At 59.4% G+C, this 16581-nt stretch carries 17 protein-coding genes and 1 pseudogene; 9 read left to right on the forward strand and 9 right to left on the reverse strand.

From position 1 onward, the window contains the following. Positions 1–27: 27 nt before the first annotated feature. The 5 genes from trpE to M1B35_RS26670 all read left to right on the forward strand — a co-directional run bounded on the left by trpE (position 28) and on the right by M1B35_RS26670 (position 4782). Positions 28–1515, forward strand: coding sequence for an anthranilate synthase component I (trpE, locus tag M1B35_RS26650; RefSeq protein WP_123327445.1), 1488 nt, complete (start codon positions 28–30; stop codon positions 1513–1515). 12 nt (positions 1516–1527) lie between these two features. Beyond that, positions 1528–2121: an aminodeoxychorismate/anthranilate synthase component II gene (locus M1B35_RS26655; RefSeq protein ID WP_123327444.1), complete on the forward strand. Its 594-nt coding sequence runs from the start codon at positions 1528–1530 to the stop codon at positions 2119–2121. 9 nt (positions 2122–2130) lie between these two features. Then, a complete protein-coding gene (gene trpD, locus M1B35_RS26660) occupies positions 2131–3180 on the forward strand; it encodes an anthranilate phosphoribosyltransferase (RefSeq protein ID WP_123327443.1) in 1050 nt (349 codons plus the stop codon). Then, complete coding sequence (gene trpC, locus M1B35_RS26665) at positions 3177–4013, forward strand: indole-3-glycerol phosphate synthase TrpC (protein ID WP_268263550.1); 837 nt, start codon at positions 3177–3179, stop codon at positions 4011–4013. Before trpD ends, trpC begins: the two co-directional genes overlap by 4 nt. Before the next feature lie 67 nt (positions 4014–4080). After that, positions 4081–4782, forward strand: coding sequence for a lipoate--protein ligase family protein (locus M1B35_RS26670; RefSeq protein WP_268263551.1), 702 nt, complete (start codon positions 4081–4083; stop codon positions 4780–4782). On the opposite strand, the gene crp is transcribed toward M1B35_RS26670, so the two are convergent. Next, positions 4779–5423: a cAMP-activated global transcriptional regulator CRP gene (gene crp / locus M1B35_RS26675; RefSeq protein WP_123327440.1), complete on the reverse strand. Its 645-nt coding sequence runs from the start codon at positions 5421–5423 to the stop codon at positions 4779–4781. The two genes, M1B35_RS26670 and crp, sit on opposite strands and share 4 nt — an antisense overlap. A 232-nt stretch (positions 5424–5655) precedes the next feature. On the opposite strand from crp, the gene M1B35_RS26680 reads away from it, so the two are divergent. After that, complete coding sequence (locus tag M1B35_RS26680; protein WP_020295492.1) at positions 5656–6078, forward strand: OsmC family protein; 423 nt, start codon at positions 5656–5658, stop codon at positions 6076–6078. A 183-nt stretch (positions 6079–6261) separates the two neighbouring features. Here the strand turns inward: M1B35_RS26680 and coq7 are convergent, their stop codons facing one another. From coq7 to hemJ, 6 genes are all read right to left on the reverse strand, one after another. After that, the gene (gene coq7, locus M1B35_RS26685) at positions 6262–6909 is read right to left on the reverse strand and encodes a 2-polyprenyl-3-methyl-6-methoxy-1,4-benzoquinone monooxygenase (RefSeq protein ID WP_123327439.1); all 648 of its coding nucleotides are present in this window, start codon (positions 6907–6909) and stop codon (positions 6262–6264) included. Positions 6910–7034: 125 nt separating this feature from the next. Next, on the reverse strand, positions 7035–7373 hold the full coding sequence (locus tag M1B35_RS26690; RefSeq protein WP_123327438.1) for a histidine triad nucleotide-binding protein: 339 nt from the start codon (positions 7371–7373) through the stop codon (positions 7035–7037). Positions 7374–7446: 73 nt separating this feature from the next. Beyond that, complete coding sequence (locus tag M1B35_RS26695; protein WP_123327437.1) at positions 7447–8235, reverse strand: SDR family NAD(P)-dependent oxidoreductase; 789 nt, start codon at positions 8233–8235, stop codon at positions 7447–7449. Positions 8236–8294: 59 nt separating this feature from the next. Further along, positions 8295–9230: a DUF805 domain-containing protein gene (locus M1B35_RS26700; RefSeq protein WP_268263552.1), complete on the reverse strand. Its 936-nt coding sequence runs from the start codon at positions 9228–9230 to the stop codon at positions 8295–8297. A gap of 84 nt (positions 9231–9314) precedes the next feature. Beyond that, positions 9315–10289 carry an NAD(P)H-dependent flavin oxidoreductase gene (locus tag M1B35_RS26705; protein WP_268263553.1) on the reverse strand — a complete coding sequence of 325 codons (975 nt, stop codon included), beginning with the start codon at positions 10287–10289 and terminating at the stop codon, positions 9315–9317. A gap of 47 nt (positions 10290–10336) precedes the next feature. Then, positions 10337–10768 (reverse strand): protoporphyrinogen oxidase HemJ, encoded by a 432-nt coding sequence (gene hemJ / locus M1B35_RS26710; RefSeq protein WP_123327434.1) that lies wholly within the window; start codon positions 10766–10768, stop codon positions 10337–10339. A gap of 135 nt (positions 10769–10903) precedes the next feature. Here hemJ and argC point away from each other — a divergent pair, with 135 nt between their 5' ends. Both argC and erpA read left to right on the forward strand, forming a co-directional pair. Then, positions 10904–11938 (forward strand): N-acetyl-gamma-glutamyl-phosphate reductase, encoded by a 1035-nt coding sequence (gene argC, locus M1B35_RS26715; RefSeq protein WP_123327433.1) that lies wholly within the window; start codon positions 10904–10906, stop codon positions 11936–11938. Between the two features lie 168 nt (positions 11939–12106). Then, on the forward strand, positions 12107–12457 hold the full coding sequence (gene erpA, locus M1B35_RS26720) for an iron-sulfur cluster insertion protein ErpA (protein ID WP_007906865.1): 351 nt from the start codon (positions 12107–12109) through the stop codon (positions 12455–12457). 70 nt (positions 12458–12527) lie between these two features. Here erpA and M1B35_RS26725 read toward each other — a convergent pair whose 3' ends face one another. Both M1B35_RS26725 and M1B35_RS26730 read right to left on the reverse strand, forming a co-directional pair. Next, the gene (locus M1B35_RS26725) at positions 12528–13619 is read right to left on the reverse strand and encodes an anhydro-N-acetylmuramic acid kinase (RefSeq protein WP_268263554.1); all 1092 of its coding nucleotides are present in this window, start codon (positions 13617–13619) and stop codon (positions 12528–12530) included. 3 nt (positions 13620–13622) lie between these two features. Next, positions 13623–15037, reverse strand: a pseudogene (locus tag M1B35_RS26730) (peptidoglycan DD-metalloendopeptidase family protein). Positions 15038–15247: 210 nt separating this feature from the next. Between M1B35_RS26730 and tyrS the strand changes: the two are divergent. Further along, complete coding sequence (tyrS, locus tag M1B35_RS26735; RefSeq protein WP_268263555.1) at positions 15248–16447, forward strand: tyrosine--tRNA ligase; 1200 nt, start codon at positions 15248–15250, stop codon at positions 16445–16447. Positions 16448–16581 lie beyond the last annotated feature (134 nt).

The raw sequence follows: 16581 nt of genomic DNA on the forward strand, positions 1-16581 counted from the left end.
TTAGACCCTCAAGCCACGAGGCACCCCATGATTCGCGAAGAATTCCTGCGTTTGGCCGCAGCCGGCTATAACCGCATCCCCCTGGCATGCGAAACCCTGGCCGACTTCGATACACCCCTGTCCATCTACTTGAAGCTCGCCGATGAGCCCAACTCTTATTTGCTGGAGTCGGTGCAAGGCGGTGAGAAGTGGGGCCGTTACTCGATCATCGGCCTGCCGTGCCGCACCGTGCTGCGGGTTCACGACCACGTGGTCAGCGTGACCCACGACGGCGTCGAGATCGAACGCCATGAAGTGGCCGACCCGCTGGCCTTCGTCGAAGCGTTCAAAGCCCGCTACAACGTGCCGACCATTGCCGGCTTGCCGCGTTTCAACGGTGGTCTAGTGGGTTACTTCGGCTATGACTGTGTGCGGTATGTAGAGAAGCGCCTGGGCAAATGCCCGAACCCCGATCCCATCGGCGTGCCGGACATTCTGCTGATGGTCTCCGACGCGGTGGTGGTGTTCGACAACCTCGCCGGCAAGATGCACGCAATCGTGCTCGCCGACCCAGCCCAGGACAACGCCTACGAACAAGGCCAGGCGCGTCTGCAGGCGCTGCTCGAACAGCTGCGCCAGCCGATCACCCCGCGCGCCGGCCTGGATTTCAGTCGGCAACAGAGTGCCGACCCGGTGTTCCGTTCGAGCTTTACCCAGGCCGACTACGAGCGTGCCGTCGATACCATCAAGGAATACATCCTGGCGGGCGACTGCATGCAGGTGGTGCCGTCGCAACGCATGTCCATCGACTTCAAGGCTGCGCCCATTGACCTGTACCGGGCGCTGCGCTGCTTCAACCCGACGCCTTATATGTACTTCTTCAACTTCGGCGACTTCCATGTGGTGGGCAGTTCCCCAGAAGTGCTGGTGCGGGTCGAAGACAACTTGATTACCGTGCGCCCGATTGCCGGCACCCGCCCACGCGGGGCCACCGAGGAAGCGGACTTGGCGCTGGAAGAAGACTTGCTGTCCGACGACAAGGAAATCGCCGAGCACCTGATGCTGATCGACCTGGGGCGTAACGACACGGGCCGGGTCTCCGAGATCGGTTCGGTGAAGCTCACGGAGAAGATGGTCATCGAGCGTTATTCCAACGTGATGCACATCGTTTCCAACGTCACCGGTCAACTGAAGGCCGGCCTGACCGCCATGGACGCGCTGCGGGCGATCTTGCCGGCGGGCACCTTGTCCGGTGCGCCGAAGATCCGCGCCATGGAAATCATCGATGAGCTGGAGCCGGTCAAGCGCGGCGTCTATGGCGGCGCGGTGGGTTACTTCGCCTGGAACGGCAACATGGACACGGCGATCGCCATCCGCACCGCGGTGATCAAGAACGGTGAACTGCATGTGCAAGCCGGCGGCGGCATCGTGGCCGATTCGGTACCGGCCCTGGAGTGGGAAGAGACGCTGAACAAGCGACGCGCCATGTTCCGCGCTGTAGCGCTCGCCGAACAAACCCCCGCACCCAAGGCTTGAGGAGTTTTCACTATGTTGCTGATGATCGATAACTACGACTCCTTTACCTATAACGTCGTGCAGTACCTGGGTGAACTGGGGGCCGAGGTCAAGGTGGTGCGCAATGACGAATTGACCGTGGCCCAGATCGAGGCGCTGAACCCTGAGCGGATCGTTGTTTCGCCTGGCCCGTGCACCCCGACCGAAGCCGGTATCTCCATCGAAGCCATTCATTACTTTGCCGGTAAGTTGCCGATTCTTGGCGTTTGCCTGGGGCACCAATCCATCGGCCAGGCCTTTGGCGGCCAGGTGGTGCGGGCTCGGCAAGTGATGCACGGCAAGACCAGCCCGGTGTTCCACGAAGACCAAGGGGTTTTCGCCGGGCTTAATCACCCGCTGACGGTGACCCGTTATCACTCCCTGGTGGTCAAGCACGAGACCTTGCCCGACTGCCTGGAAGTGACCGCCTGGACCCAACTGGCCGACGGCTCGGTCGACGAGATCATGGGGCTGCGCCACAAGACGTTGAACATCGAGGGTGTGCAGTTCCACCCCGAGTCGATCCTCACCGAGCAGGGCCACGAGCTGTTCGCCAATTTCCTCAAACAGAGCGGCGGCACGCGCTAAGGACTTTCCATGGATATCAAGACAGCCCTGAGCCGTATCGTCGGCCACCTGGACCTGAGCACTGATGAAATGCGCGATGTGATGCGCGAAATCATGACCGGGCAATGCACGGACGCGCAGATCGGCGCCTTTATGATGGCCATGCGCATGAAGAGCGAGAGCATTGACGAGATCGTCGGTGCCGTTTCGGTGATGCGTGAGCTGGCAGACAAGGTTGAACTCAAGACCCTCGACGGCGTGGTCGATGTGGTCGGCACCGGCGGCGATGGGGCGAACATCTTCAACGTCTCCACCGCCTCTTCGTTTGTGGTCGCAGCGGCGGGTTGCACCGTTGCCAAGCACGGTAACCGTGCAGTGTCCGGCAAGAGCGGCAGTGCCGACCTGCTGGAAGCGGCCGGGATCTACCTGAACCTGACGCCGGTGCAGGTGGCGCGCTGCATTGATAACGTCGGCATCGGCTTTATGTTTGCCCAAGCCCACCATGGTGCGATGAAGCATGCCGCCGGCCCGCGCCGCGACTTGGGCTTGCGTACTTTGTTCAACATGCTCGGCCCGCTTACGAATCCGGCCGGGGTCAAGCACCAGGTGGTAGGCGTCTTCACCCAGGCGTTGTGCCGGCCGTTGGCTGAAGTCTTGCATCGTCTGGGCAGCAAGCATGTGTTGGTGGTGCACTCCCAGGATGGCCTGGATGAGTTCAGCCTGGCAGCGCCGACCTACGTGGCCGAGTTGAAAAACGGCGAAATCACCGAGTACTGGGTCCAGCCGGAAGACTTGGGCATCAAGAGCCAGAGCTTGTTCGGCCTGGTGGTCGAAAGCCCGGCGGCGTCCCTGGAGTTGATCCGTGATGCCTTGGGCCGGCGCAAAACCGAGCACGGGCAGAAGGCTGCCGAGATGATTGTGCTCAATGCGGGCGCGGCGCTGTATGCGGCGGACCACGCCAGCAGTTTGAAAGAAGGCGTGGCCCTGGCCCACGACGCCCTGCACACCGGCCTGGCCCGAGAGAAGCTCGAAGAGTTGGGCGCGTTTACCGCGGTATTCAAGCAGGAGAATGAAGGATGAGTGTGCCGACGGTTCTGGAAAATATCCTCGCTCGCAAGGTTGAGGAAGTGGCCGAGCGCAGTGCCCGGGTGAGCCTGGCGGAGCTGGAAGTGCTGGCGCGCGCGGCGGATGCACCGCGCGGGTTTGCCAAGGCGCTGATCGATCAGGTCAAGCTCAAGCAGCCGGCGGTGATTGCCGAGATCAAGAAGGCGTCCCCCAGTAAAGGCGTGATCCGGGAAAACTTCCTGCCGGCGGATATCGCCAAGAGCTACGAGAAAGGCGGTGCCACCTGCCTGTCGGTGTTGACCGATGTGGATTATTTCCAGGGAGCTGATGTCTACCTGCAGCAAGCGCGCGCGGCTTGCAAGCTGCCGGTGATCCGCAAGGATTTCATGATCGATCCTTACCAGATCGTTGAAGCCCGTGCCCTGGGTGCTGACTGCGTGCTGTTGATCGTGGCCGCCCTGGACGACGTCAAGCTGGCTGAGCTGGCGGCGGTGGCCAAAGGTGTTGGCCTGGATGTGCTGGTGGAAGTGCATGATGGCGACGAGCTGGAGCGGGCCTTGAAAACCCTCGACACGCCGTTGGTGGGGATCAACAACCGCAACCTGCACACCTTCGACGTCAACCTGGAAACCACCCTCGATCTATTGCCTCGCGTTCCCCGTGACCGTTTGGTGATCACCGAGAGCGGCATCCTCAATCGGGCGGATGTCGAGCTGATGGAAATCAGTGATGTCTATTCGTTCTTGGTGGGCGAGGCCTTTATGCGTGCCGAGAGCCCGGGAGCAGAACTGCAGCGCCTGTTCTTCCCTGAGCGTGGCGTGCCGGTGAGCGGCTCCACCCTGGATTGATACTGACTGAATGAACAAGCCGGCGATGCCGGCTTTTTCATACCTATCGCAAAGGATCGTTACTGCCATGACTCAGCCCCTAGCCTTGACCGTCGAAGCCGGATTGCAAGCCGAGCAGGACCTGCTGGCCCGCGTGTGTGCCGGTGAGGCCGAGTTTGGCGTGCTGTTCTGGCAGCCCAGTGACAAGGCGCTGGTCATGCCGCGGCGCTTGAGCCGGCTGCCCGGGTTCGAGCAGGCGTGCGAGGCATCGGCCGCCACCGGTTGGCCGGTGCTGTTGCGGGAAACGGGTGGTGAGCCTGTGCCGCAATCAGCGGCCACGGTCAATATCGCCCTGGTCTATGCGCCGCCGCGCAGCGAAGGTGACCACGGGCGGATCGAAACTGCGTATCGGCGCCTGTGCCAACCCATTTGTGACCTGCTGAGCGAATTGGGTGGCACTCCGTCTCTGGGTGAAGTGGACGGGGCCTTCTGTGACGGCCGCTTCAACGTCAACCTCGACGGCCGCAAGATGGTCGGCACCGCACAGCGTTGGCGCCAGAGCAAAGGCGGGCAACGCCCGGTTGGCCTGGTGCATGGCGCGCTGTTACTGGATGACGAGCGTGAGTCGATGGTGGCGGCGGTCAATGGCTTCAATCAGGCCTGCGGCCTGGAGCAGCGTTGCCGCGCAGAAAGTCATATCGCGTTGCACGAAGCCTTTGCGGCTCCCGAGGCGATTGGGCGCCTGGACAGCCTGTATCGACAAATGCTGATGCAGCTGTTGCCCGGTTAGCGGGTACCGAAGACCACCATGGTCTTGCCTTTGACGTGCACCAGGTTGCGCTCTTCTAGGTCCTTGAGCACGCGACCGACCATTTCCCGTGAGCAGCCCACAATCCGGCCGATTTCCTGACGAGTCACTTTGATCTGCATGCCGTCGGGATGGGTCATGGCATCCGGCTGTTTGCACAGTTCCAACAGGCAACGGGCAACCCGCCCGGTGACATCGAAGAACGCCAGGTCGCCGACCTTGCGCGTGGTGTTGCGCAGGCGCTGGGCAATCTGGCCACTGAGCACGTAGAGAATGTCCGGGTCGACCTGGGACAGTTCGCGGAACTTGGCGTAACTGATTTCCGCCACTTCGCATTCGACCTTGGCCCGGACCCAGGCGCTGCGCTGTTGTTCGTGCCCGGCTTCTTCGAACAGGCCCAACTCACCGAGAAAATCACCGGCATTGAGGTAGGCGATGATCATTTCCCGACCATCGTCGTCTTCAATCAGGATGGTGACCGAGCCTTTGATAATGAAGAACAGAGTCTGTGAAGCATCACCGGCGCAGATGATGTTGCTTTTGGCCGGGTAGCGGCGACGCTGGCAATGCTGCAAGAGCTTGTCGAGGTTCTTGATCTTGGGAGTTGGGGCAACAGCAACCATGGTTGTATCCCGAAAAGACTGCACGGTGTGATTTGGTTTTTATAAGGATGAGCGCTGAACACTGGAGAGGTGGCGATGCGCCAGCCGATTGGCGTCAGCTTAACAGACACATCTTGAGCAGATTAAGATTTTTCCAATTGGTCATCCTCTGATCCGATGAACAGGCAAAAGGCTGTCATTTCGAGGCCCTGTGCTAAGCTGGCGACCCTTTTTTAACAGTGGAGTCTTGGCGATGAAGGCACGCATCCAATGGGCTGGCGAAGCCATGTTCCTCGGTGAATCGGGCAGCGGCCATGTGGTGGTAATGGATGGTCCTCCAGAGGCCGGCGGCCGCAACCTGGGTGTTCGCCCCATGGAAATGCTCCTGCTCGGTGTGGGCGGTTGCAGCAACTTCGACGTGGTCAGCATCCTCAAGAAGTCCCGCCAGGCCGTGGAAAGTTGCGAGGCTTTTCTCGAGGCCGAGCGCGCGACTGAAGATCCCAAGGTCTTCACCAAGATTCATATGCACTTTGTGGTCAAGGGCCGTGGCTTGAAAGAGGCACAGGTCAAGCGCGCCATCGAGCTGTCGGCCGAGAAGTACTGCTCCGCCTCGATCATGCTCGGCGCCGCCGGTGTGGCCATTACCCACGACTATGAAATCGTCGAGTTGGGTTGATCGGCCTCTTAATCTCCGAGTCCTGCGTGGGGCCGGGATTGCGACAGCTCGCCCATACAGCTCTGCGCTGACTGGGTGAAGCAAGACAGTCTGGAGACCTTCTACGCGCGAGAGCCGAGTGGGTTTTCCAGGTAAAAGAAAAGGGCGCTGTGATAGCGCCCTTTTTTGTGCCCGAGTGTTGGCTCAGATGCGATAAGTGCTTTTGGTCATGACCTTGGCCAGCAGGCTCATGCCGAACTTAACCGGTGCCGGGAAACGGAAACCGCCGGCATCGAGGGCGCTTTCGGCGTGGAGCTCTTCGTCGATGCGCATTTGCTCAAGAATGGCCCGGGACTTTTCGTCCTCGGCGGGCAGTTGCTCCAGGTGCTCATTCAAATGCTTGCACACTTGGTCTTCGGTGGCGGCGACGAAACCCAGGCTGACTTTGTCGCTGATCAGCCCGGCGACCGCGCCGATGCCGAACGACAAACCGTAAAACAGTGGGTTGAGTACGCTGGGGTGGCTGCCCAATTGGCGGATGCGTTGTTCGCACCAGGCCAGGTGATCGATCTCTTCTTCTGCGGCGTGCTCCATTGCAGCACGTACCTGCGGCAGCTTGGCCGTCAGCGCTTGCCCTTGATACAGCGCCTGGGCGCAGACTTCTCCGGTGTGGTTGATGCGCATCAGCCCGGCAACGTGACGGGTCTCCTCGTCACTCATCTGGGCTTCCGGCTGCACGATGGCAGGCGAAGGGCGATAAGGCTGGCCGCTAAAGGGCAGCAGAGTGCGCATGGCGGTATCGGCCTGCAGCAGCAGGCGGTCAATCGGCGAGTAGTGACGTTGGGTAGTCATACTTATCTCCGGGAAAAATCTCGGCGGCCAGTTTACTCCAATCGTTGGAGCGAAACCTGCGCTGGATCAGCGCACCCTCCCGGGAATAAACCAAGAGGGCGCTGCAAAGTGCCGTGCCAGAGCAATCAGCCCGGTGGCCAGTTCATCTGACGCTGACCCAGCACGTGCATGTGAATGTGATAGACGGTCTGCCCGCCCAACTCATTGCAGTTCATGACCACGCGGAAGCCGTCATCGCAACCCAGCTCTTTGGCCAGGCGTTGCGCGGTGAACAGAATGTGCCCGGCCAGCGCTTTATCGTCTTCGGTCAGGTCGTTGAGGGTGCGCACGTGCTTCTTGGGGATCACCAGGAAATGCACCGGTGCCTGGGGGGCAATATCGTGGAAGGCCAGTACCTGGTCATCCTCGTAAATGATATTCGCGGGTATTTCTCTGTTGATGATCTTGGTGAACAGAGTATCCACAGCTGTTTCTCCGTTGTGTTGGTCCGGGCTGAGTGTACTCAGGCGATCCGAGTGCGCCCAGCCTTTTGCTTGGTTAACGCGGGCAGTAGACGCGGTTGGCGTAGCCGACGATTTTGCGGATCAGCCAGCGTGAGCCCAGGCGACTGCTGAAGGCCATCCAGCGGTTCAGGCGGCCGGGGATGATGATGGCGCGGTTCTTTTCCAGCGCGCGCACGGCGTAGAGTGCGACCTCTTCGGGGCTCATCAGCAGTTTGCTGTTGCGCAGTTTTTCATCGTCCAGCTGAGCGGTGCGGAAGAACGCGGTGCGTGTCGGCCCTGGGCAAAGCACCGAGACCTTGACCGCGCATTTCTTCAGTTCTTCACGCAGACCTTCTGAAAAGTGCAGGACATAGGCCTTGCTGGCGTAGTAGGTGCTCATCCAGGGGCCGGGGTAAAAGGCCGCGACCGAGGCGACATTGAGGATCTGCCCGCCACCGAGGAGCGCCATGCTATTGCCCAGGGCATGACAGAGGCGGGTCAGGGCCAGGATATTGACTTCGATCAGGTCCTGCTCGGTCATCCAGTCCTGGGCCAGGAAGGGGCCGCTGGTGCCCATTCCCGCGCAGTTGACCAGCAGATCGATCTGTCGATCGCCCTCTTCGAGCTCCAACAGAAAGCCCGACAGCCGCAACGGCTCGCCCAGGTCGCAGGCGCGAAATAGCACCTCGACGCCGAAGCGTTGAGTCAATTCCAGGGCAATGCTTTCCAGCTGATCACGCTGACGGGCCACCAGAAGCAGGTTGCGGCCGCGCCGGGCCAGTGCTTCGGCCATGGCCAGGCCTATGCCACTGGAAGCACCGGTGATCAGAGCGTAACGGGTCATGCAGTTCTCCATCGCAACGGCCGGCAGCCTGCGACAGAGAGGCCGCAGGTCAGGCGCGTTTATTCTTCTTCGTCGTAGTCTACAGCGGGGGCGGCCGATTCGGCTGGCTCGCTGGCATCATCGGCGTCGCCGGACTCGATGCTTTCGCTGTAGCTGGTAGTGCTTTCGCTGTAGCGCTCTCCGAGGGAGCTGAGGCCACCGACAACCGTCCCCACCATGATCAATACGAACAGGGGGATCCACATCCAGGCCAGCACCTTGGCCGCAGTGCTGTTAGGCGGTGGCGGAGCGCCGTAACGGTTGGCAGTGGTGTTGCCAGGGGCGATTGCCAGCACGAACGGGAATACGCCGCCGACGATGGGGACGAAGTTGATCAGCCAGAGCCAGCCCGACCAGCCGAGGTCATGCAGGCGTTGAACAGATATCTGGATGGCGACCACGGTGAAGGCCACCAGTAGCCCGATTGAAATGAGGCCGCCGATGATCATGGCAAACACAGAGGATTGCAGGGTCAGCATGCTGGCGAAGCCGATCATGGCGCCAACGCCGATAACGGCCATCATTGCCAGGCTCAGTGCCAGCGTCCACGCGAGATAACGCACTCGCCCGATGCGGCCTTGAAAACTCATCACTTTCAAGGTGGAAAACTCGGCGATGCTGGTGCCGACGGTCGCCCGGGGTGGTGCATAAGGCGATTCGCTGGCCGCTGGAGCAGGAGCAGGGCTGGACGGGACCAGGGCGTCAAACTGCAGGTCCAGCAGTTGTTCCTGTTCAATCCGTGCGGCGATGCCGGTTTTGTTCAGGGCCTCCAGGTAGCGATCCGCGTCGGCTTGTGACAGGTCGCGCTTGAGTTCCACCGGTTGGCCGTTGAACAGGCGTTCAATCGAGGCGATATCACTTTTGAACAGTTCGGCCAGGTTGAGTTGAGCGGTGTTTATTTCGACACCGGGCAAGAGGCTTCCATCAAACACGATCTTGAAGCGGGATTCGCTCATGGGGGCTTCCTTGTCACTTGAATTGAAGGGTTACACAAAAGGTGGCTAGTTTACGGCCAGCGCCCCTGGACTGGCCAAAAACATTCAGGATTTGCGTGGCCAGTGCTGTTGCAGCAAGGCTGATTGTTCCTGTGCTTGGCGGTACTCGGCATCCAGCCGTGCCACCAACTTATCGATAGTGGGCAGGTCATGGATGCCGCCAACGCCCTGGCCGGCCGACCAGACGGTTTTCCAGGCCTTGGCTTCGTCGCTGATGGGCTTGAGTTTGGAGCCGAAGTCGACTGTTCCTTTACCTTGGAGCGCGGCCAGATCAAAGCCGGCGTTTTCCAGGCTCTGTCGCATGAAGCTGGCTGGAACCCCGGACACCGCGGCGGTGTGCACGATGTCTGCGGCTCTGGATGTCAGCAGCATTTCCTTATAGGCGTCAGGCGCGTGGCTTTCGGTGGTACCGATAAAGCGCGTGCCCAGGTAGGCGAGGTCTGCCCCCAGTAACTGGGCGGCGAGAATTTCATGACCATGGTTCAGGCAGCCGGCCAGTAGCAGGGTTTTGTCGAAGAACTGGCGAATCTCCGCAATCAGCGAAAACGGGCTCCAGGTGCCGGCATGACCTCCTGCGCCCGCGGCGACGGCGATCAGCCCATCGACCCCGGCTTCGGCGGCCTTCTCAGCGTGGCGTCGGTTGGTCACGTCGTGGAAGACCAGGCCGCCGTAGCTGTGCACCGCGTCAACCAACTCCTTCACTGCGCCGAGGCTGGTGATGATGAGGGGGACCTTGTGCTCGATGCAGATTTCCAGGTCCGCCTGGAGGCGCGGGTTGCTGTTATGCACGATCAGGTTCACCCCGTAGGGCGCGGGATTGTCCAATGTCGCCAGTCCCGTTTCGATTTCCTCAAGCCAGGCCTTGAAGCCACTGCTTTCTCGTTGGTTGAGGGCCGGGAATGTGCCGACTACACCATTGCGACAGCAGGCCAGTACCAGTTGCGGATTGGAAATCAGGAACATCGGCGCTGCCACGATTGGCAGGCGCAGACGTTGTTCGAGCAGAGCGGGCAGCGACATTGGAAGCACCCTCATGAGTAACGGCTATTAGGAACGGCTATTAGGTTTTAGAACGGCCGCACAACGACCAAAATTACGATAGCCAGCAATATCAGAACCGGAACTTCATTGAACCAGCGATAAAAGACATGGCTGCGGGTGTTTTCGCCACGGGCGAAGCGCTTCACTTGGGCGCCACACATATGGTGGTAGCCGATGAGCAGTACCACCAGGGTCAGCTTGGCGTGCATCCAGCCGCCTTGGCCGAAATAAGCGCTGGGGTTGAGGCTCAGTAGCCAGATGCCGAATACCAGGGTGGCGACCATCGCCGGCCCCATGATGCCGCGGTAGAGCTTGCGCTCCATGAGGCTGAAGCGCTCTTTGCTGACGGTGTCTTCGCTTTGTGCGTGGTAGACGAACAGGCGGGGCAGGTAGAACAGGCCAGCAAACCAGCAGACCAGACTGATGATGTGAAAGGCTTTGAGCCATAGATAAAGCATTTTTAGTTATTCCCAGGTTCACGGTAGCCAAGATAGTAGAGGCTTGAGCGTCCGCACGTCACGTTCGTGGTTGTCGCAGAACCTTGCGGCCCCTATTATCGACGGCTTTCCAGTGGGTTCGTTGAGGGCAGGTTTATGGTCAAGGTCGGTATTGTCGGCGGCACGGGTTACACGGGTGTCGAATTGCTGCGTTTGTTGGCACAGCATCCGCAGGCAGAAGTGGTCGTCATCACTTCCCGATCCGAGGCCGGCCTGGCCGTAGCCGATATGTACCCCAACCTGCGAGGCCACTACGACGGCCTGGCTTTCAGCGTGCCCGATATCAAGACCCTGGGCGCCTGTGATGTGGTGTTCTTTGCCACGCCGCACGGTGTTGCCCATGCCTTGGCCGGTGAGTTACTGGCCGCTGGGACCAAAGTCATTGACCTCTCGGCGGACTTCCGTCTGCAGGATGCTGATGAGTGGGCCAAGTGGTACGGCCAGCCCCACGGCGCGCCAGAACTGTTGGGCGAGGCCGTCTACGGCTTGCCGGAAGTCAATCGTGAGCAGATCAAGGGCGCGCGTTTGATTGCCGTGCCGGGTTGCTACCCTACCGCCACCCAATTGGGTTTCCTGCCATTGCTTGAAGCAGGGCTAGCGGATACTTCGCGGCTGATCGCGGATTGCAAATCGGGTGTCAGCGGTGCTGGTCGTGGTGCCAGTGTCGGCTCCCTGTATTCCGAGACGTCGGAAAGCATGAAGGCCTATGCAGTCAAAGGGCACCGTCACCTTCCGGAAATTCGCCAGGGACTGCGTCGTGCCGCTGGCAAGGATGTGGGCCTGACTTTCGTTCCACACCTGACACCGATGATTCGCGGTATTCACTCGACGCTCTACTCCACGGTCGTGGATCGCTCGGTGGACCTGCAAGCCTTGTTCGAGAAGCGTTATGCCAACGAGCCGTTCGTGGATGTGATGCCGGCCGGCAGCCACCCTGAAACCCGCAGCGTGCGCGGTGCCAACGTTTGCCGGATTGCCGTTCATCGGCCGCAGGACGGTGATCTGGTGGTGGTGCTGTCGGTGATCGATAACCTGGTCAAGGGCGCTTCGGGTCAGGCGGTACAAAACCTCAACATCCTGTTCGGCCTGGATGAGCGTTTGGGCTTGTCCCACGCGGGCATGTTGCCTTAAGCGGCTCTCCTGCCATCACACAAAGGCCCATTGATCGGGCCTTTGTGCATTCTGCAGGGGCGTTTTTGCTGACTGATATACCGTAACAATAGTTGACCGATTTTCTGGGAGAAGCGGATAATGCGCGTCATCACGCAATATGACGGCACACGCCGGGAGATAGTCAGCATGAGCGTTGAATCCTTCACCCCCACGGCTTTGCAATTCACTCACGGTGCCGCGCACAAGGTGAAGAGCCTGGTCGATGAAGAGGGTAATGATCGCTTGAAGCTGCGCGTATTCGTTACGGGCGGCGGTTGTTCCGGGTTTCAGTACGGTTTTACTTTCGATGAGGAAGTGGCCGATGACGACACCATCGTCGAGCGCGAGGGTGTGAGCCTGGTGGTCGATCCTATGAGCTTCCAGTATCTGGCAGGTGCGGAAGTGGATTATCAGGAAGGCCTGGAAGGTTCGCGCTTCGTGATCAAGAACCCGAATGCCACGACAACCTGTGGTTGCGGTTCTTCGTTCTCGATCTGATCCTGCAGCAACTCGGTTTTGTAAAACGCCGCACGGCCTTCCGGCCCTGCGGCGTTTTGCTGTCTGCTGCTCAGGCTGGGTAAATAGCGCCCAACACTCGCAGGCCGCGGGCGCCTGTCACGCTTGGGCGGTTGGCGGTAATACCTTCCAGGCAGCAATGGGCCAGCCAGGCAAACGCCATGGCTTCAACCCAGTCCGGGTCCACGCCGTATGCCGCAGTGCTGCTGACCCGGGTGTTGGGCATGAGGCTGGACAGACGATTCATCAGGGTTGCGTTATGCGCGCCGCCGCCACAGACCAAGAGCTCCGTAGTGTCGCTTTGTGCGGCCCGCAGCGAGTCGACGATGGTCAGCGCCGTCAGCTCCAGCAAGGTGGCCTGCACGTCTTCGGCTGCAATGGCGGGCAGCGTTGCCAAATGCTGCTGCAGCCACTCAAGGTTGAACACTTCGCGGCCAGTGCTTTTAGGGCCTTGGGTGGCAAAGAATGGATCGCTGAGCAGGGTCTTTAACAGGAGCGGGGCGACCTTGCCGCTGGCTGCCCACTGACCATTACGATCGAAATGCTCTGCGCGCTGATTGTAGATCCAGGCATCGAGCAAGACGTTGCCGGGGCCGCAGTCAAAACCGGCGACTGGATTGTCGGCCTCGATCAGACTCAGATTGCTGAAGCCTCCGACATTCAGGACGGCGCGCTTGCCTGGCTGCCGGTCAAACAACGCTTCATGAAAAGCGGGAACCAATGGAGCGCCCTGGCCGCCGGCAGCGACATCACGACTGCGGAAGTCGCTGACGACGCTAATGCCCGTCAGCTCGGTCAGCAGGGCAGGGTTGCCGATCTGCACCGTAAAGCCGCGAGCCGGCTCATGGCGAATGGTTTGCCCGTGGCTGCCAATGGCGCGGATGTCCTGTGCTGAAAGCTGTTGCTGCTCAAGTAAGGTGCGTATGCCCTGTGCTGCGAGGATTACCCATTGTTGCTGGGCCAAAGCTGAGCGGGCGATTTCGTCCGGGCCGCTGGCACATAAGCCGAGCAGCTCGGCGCGCAGGGGGGCGGGCATGGGGATGTAGTGGGTGGCGACCAGTTTGATCGCCGGGTTCAGCTCGATCAGAGCGATGTCCAGCCCATCGAGGCTGGTGCCGGACATCACGCCTATATAGAACGTCATGGCTTAACGCTTGCTCGAAGCCAGCATGGTGGCCTTCTCTTGATCCATGCGTGCCATCAGCGGTTGGCTTTGTTGCAGGAAGCGGGCACGTTCGGCTTTAGCGATCGGGTCAGCCATAGGCAGCTTCTGACCCAGCGGGTCAACGTGCACACCATTGACCTGGAACTCATAGTGCAAGTGCGGGCCTGTTGAGAGCCCGGTAGTGCCGATATAGCCAATCACTTGGCCCTGTTTCACATTGCCGCCGGTCTGGACGCCTTTGGCGAAACCTTGCATGTGCCCGTAGAGGGTGCGGTAGGTGTTGCCGTGCTGGATGATTACCGTGTTGCCGTAACCACCGCGGCGCCCGGCGAGCAGGACTTTGCCGTCACCCGCAGCCTTGATCGGCGTACCACGCGGAGCCGCGTAGTCGACGCCTTTGTGGGCGCGGATTTTGTTGAGGATTGGATGTTTGCGGCCCATGGAGAAGCGTGAGCTGATACGGGCGAAATCCACCGGTGTGCGGATGAAGGCTTTGCGCATGCTGTTGCCATCGGCGGTGTAGTAGCTGCTGGAGCCTTGCTTGTTGGTGTAGCGCACTGCGGTGTAGGTCTTGCCACGGTTGGTAAAGCGGGCAGACAGGATGTTGCCGGTCCCCACGACTTTGCCGTTGGCGACCTTCTGTTCATAGATCACATCAAATTCGTCGCCCTGGCGAATGTCCTGGGCGAAGTCGATGTCGTAGCCAAATACGTTGGCCATGTCCATGGTCTGGCTGTGCGACAGACCCGCTCGTGCTGCCGACTGCGACAGGGAGCTGTTGATGATTCCGTGGGCATAGGCCGAGCGTACGACGGGTTTGGTGGTGACACGGTTGAAGGTAAACCCTTTGTCGCCCTTGGTCAGGGTGATGCTTTCGAGGTCGCTGACCTTGCTGTGAAGGGTGTTCAACTGGCCATCCGGGCTCAGTTCGAATTCAAGCTTCTGGCCATGCTTGAGCTGGGTGAACTGCTTGGCCTGTTTGTCACTGGCCAGCACTTCATGCACCGCAGTCGAGGGCAGGCGACCTTCTCGAAGAGTGTTGAAAGCGTGTCGCCTTTGGCAACGATGACTTCTTTATGGCCGGGTGCCTTGATTTCCTCTTGGACGGCCGGTTCGGCTTCGGCGGTTTCCTGGGTGTCATCCGTACTGTTTTCGATCTGTGCGAATGGCGAGGCTACGGCTTCGCTTGTGGCTTGTTCGAGGTTTGCAGCGTCTTGATCTTGTGTCAGTTGTTGAGTTGGGCTTTCCAGATCAAGGTTCAGCGTTGTCTTTTTGGCTTCTACATCACTGGAAGGAAAGACCAGTAGTGCGAGGCTGAGGAGGGCGGCGATACCACTTGCTGCGAGCAGGTGGGTCTTCGGGTAAAGCGGCGGCGCTTTAGACGGTTCTGTGGTCATAAGTAATTTGGCTTTAGAAAAGATGAATTGGAAAAGATGAATGACATGATGAAGATGAAATAACTGTATAAAATATAACCAAATCATCAGTGACGCAAGCGCGCGGAAGCCGCGCCCATAGAATGTTGCCCGTGCGCCGGGCAAAACTTGTAATTAGTCCGTGATCTTGTATGGTTGGTTCCCTTTGAATCTGAGCCTTGCGGGTCTGTTATGAAGTCGGTTGAAGAGCAGCTAGCGCTGATCAAACGTGGTGCGGAAGAGGTGTTGGTCGAGTCTGAGTTGGTCGAGAAGCTCAAGCGCGGCCAGCCGCTGCGTATTAAGGCTGGCTTCGATCCGACGGCGCCGGATCTGCACCTGGGTCATACGGTGCTTATTAATAAGCTGCGTCAGTTCCAGGAGTTGGGTCATCAGGTGATCTTCCTCATTGGTGACTTCACTGGGATGATTGGTGATCCGAGTGGCAAGAGTGCAACGCGTCCGCCGTTGACTCGCGAGCAAGTGCTCGAGAATGCCGAGACCTACAAGAGCCAGGTTTTCAAGATTCTCGATCCTGCCAAGACAGAAGTCGCCTTTAACTCTACCTGGATGGATCAGATGGGGCCGGCGGACTTCATTCGTCTGACCTCTCAATACACCGTTGCGCGCATGCTTGAACGTGACGATTTCGACAAGCGCTACTCCAGCAATCAGCCTATCGCTATTCATGAGTTCCTGTATCCCTTGGTTCAGGGCTATGACTCGGTGGCGTTGCGTGCGGACGTGGAATTGGGCGGCACTGATCAGAAGTTCAATTTGCTCATGGGGCGCGAGTTGCAGCGCGGCTACGGTCAAGAAGCGCAATGCATTCTGACGATGCCGTTGCTTGAGGGGTTGGATGGCGTCAAGAAGATGTCCAAGTCCCTGGGTAACTACGTCGGAATCCAGGAAGCTCCAGGTGTCATGTACAGCAAGCTGGTGTCGATCCCTGACGCGTTGATGTGGCGCTACTTCGAGCTGCTCAGCTTCCGCTCCATGGAGGAGATCCTTTCCTTTAAGGCTGAGGTCGAGAGTGGTGCGAATCCGCGGGATATCAAGATCAAGCTGGCGGAAGAGATTGTTGCTCGTTTTCATGGTGAGGAGGCGGCAGCGAATGCCCATCGCGCGGCAGGTAATCGCATGAAGGATGGCGAGTTGCCGGATGATCTGCCGGAGATCGAGCTGAGTGCTACTGAAGATATGCCGATCGCCGCTGTCCTTAATAAGGCTGGTTTGGTGAAGAATGCTGCAGTGGCTCGGGATCTTCTGGGGTCTGGTGGCGTGCGTGTAGATGGTGAGGTGGTTGATCGCACCTATATATACGCATTGGGTGCTACTCACGTGTGCCAGGCCGGCAAGAAGGCTTTTGCCCGTATTACGCTTAAGTCGGAATGATTTTGAAATAAGTGTTGACGGCAGATTCTGTGGGCCTATAATTCGCCCCACTTCCGGCGCAGTCGAAACGGAAAACTCCTTGAAACTCAACGAGTTACGCAGTTTTCGGCAGCGACTTGCTTCAGTTCATCGAA

It is taken from the genome of Pseudomonas morbosilactucae (assembly GCF_023241665.1).
Taxonomy (GTDB): Bacteria; Pseudomonadota; Gammaproteobacteria; order Pseudomonadales; family Pseudomonadaceae; genus Aquipseudomonas; species Aquipseudomonas morbosilactucae.

Bases quoted from the DNA above. Each gene is read 5' to 3' on its own strand.
- trpE (WP_123327445.1), top strand. From the start codon at position 28: ATGATTCGCGAAGAATTCCTGCGTTTGGCCGCAGCCGGCTATAACCGC.
- M1B35_RS26655 (WP_123327444.1), top strand. From the start codon at position 1,528: ATGTTGCTGATGATCGATAACTACGACTCCTTTACCTATAACGTCGTG.
- trpD (WP_123327443.1), top strand. From the start codon at position 2,131: ATGGATATCAAGACAGCCCTGAGCCGTATCGTCGGCCACCTGGACCTG.
- trpC (WP_268263550.1), top strand. From the start codon at position 3,177: ATGAGTGTGCCGACGGTTCTGGAAAATATCCTCGCTCGCAAGGTTGAG.
- M1B35_RS26670 (WP_268263551.1), top strand. From the start codon at position 4,081: ATGACTCAGCCCCTAGCCTTGACCGTCGAAGCCGGATTGCAAGCCGAG.
- crp (WP_123327440.1), bottom strand. From the start codon at position 5,423: ATGGTTGCTGTTGCCCCAACTCCCAAGATCAAGAACCTCGACAAGCTC.
- M1B35_RS26680 (WP_020295492.1), top strand. From the start codon at position 5,656: ATGAAGGCACGCATCCAATGGGCTGGCGAAGCCATGTTCCTCGGTGAA.
- coq7 (WP_123327439.1), bottom strand. From the start codon at position 6,909: ATGACTACCCAACGTCACTACTCGCCGATTGACCGCCTGCTGCTGCAG.
- M1B35_RS26695 (WP_123327437.1), bottom strand. From the start codon at position 8,235: ATGACCCGTTACGCTCTGATCACCGGTGCTTCCAGTGGCATAGGCCTG.
- M1B35_RS26700 (WP_268263552.1), bottom strand. From the start codon at position 9,230: ATGAGCGAATCCCGCTTCAAGATCGTGTTTGATGGAAGCCTCTTGCCC.
- M1B35_RS26705 (WP_268263553.1), bottom strand. From the start codon at position 10,289: ATGTCGCTGCCCGCTCTGCTCGAACAACGTCTGCGCCTGCCAATCGTG.
- hemJ (WP_123327434.1), bottom strand. From the start codon at position 10,768: ATGCTTTATCTATGGCTCAAAGCCTTTCACATCATCAGTCTGGTCTGC.
- argC (WP_123327433.1), top strand. From the start codon at position 10,904: ATGGTCAAGGTCGGTATTGTCGGCGGCACGGGTTACACGGGTGTCGAA.
- erpA (WP_007906865.1), top strand. From the start codon at position 12,107: ATGAGCGTTGAATCCTTCACCCCCACGGCTTTGCAATTCACTCACGGT.
- M1B35_RS26725 (WP_268263554.1), bottom strand. From the start codon at position 13,619: ATGACGTTCTATATAGGCGTGATGTCCGGCACCAGCCTCGATGGGCTG.
- tyrS (WP_268263555.1), top strand. From the start codon at position 15,248: ATGAAGTCGGTTGAAGAGCAGCTAGCGCTGATCAAACGTGGTGCGGAA.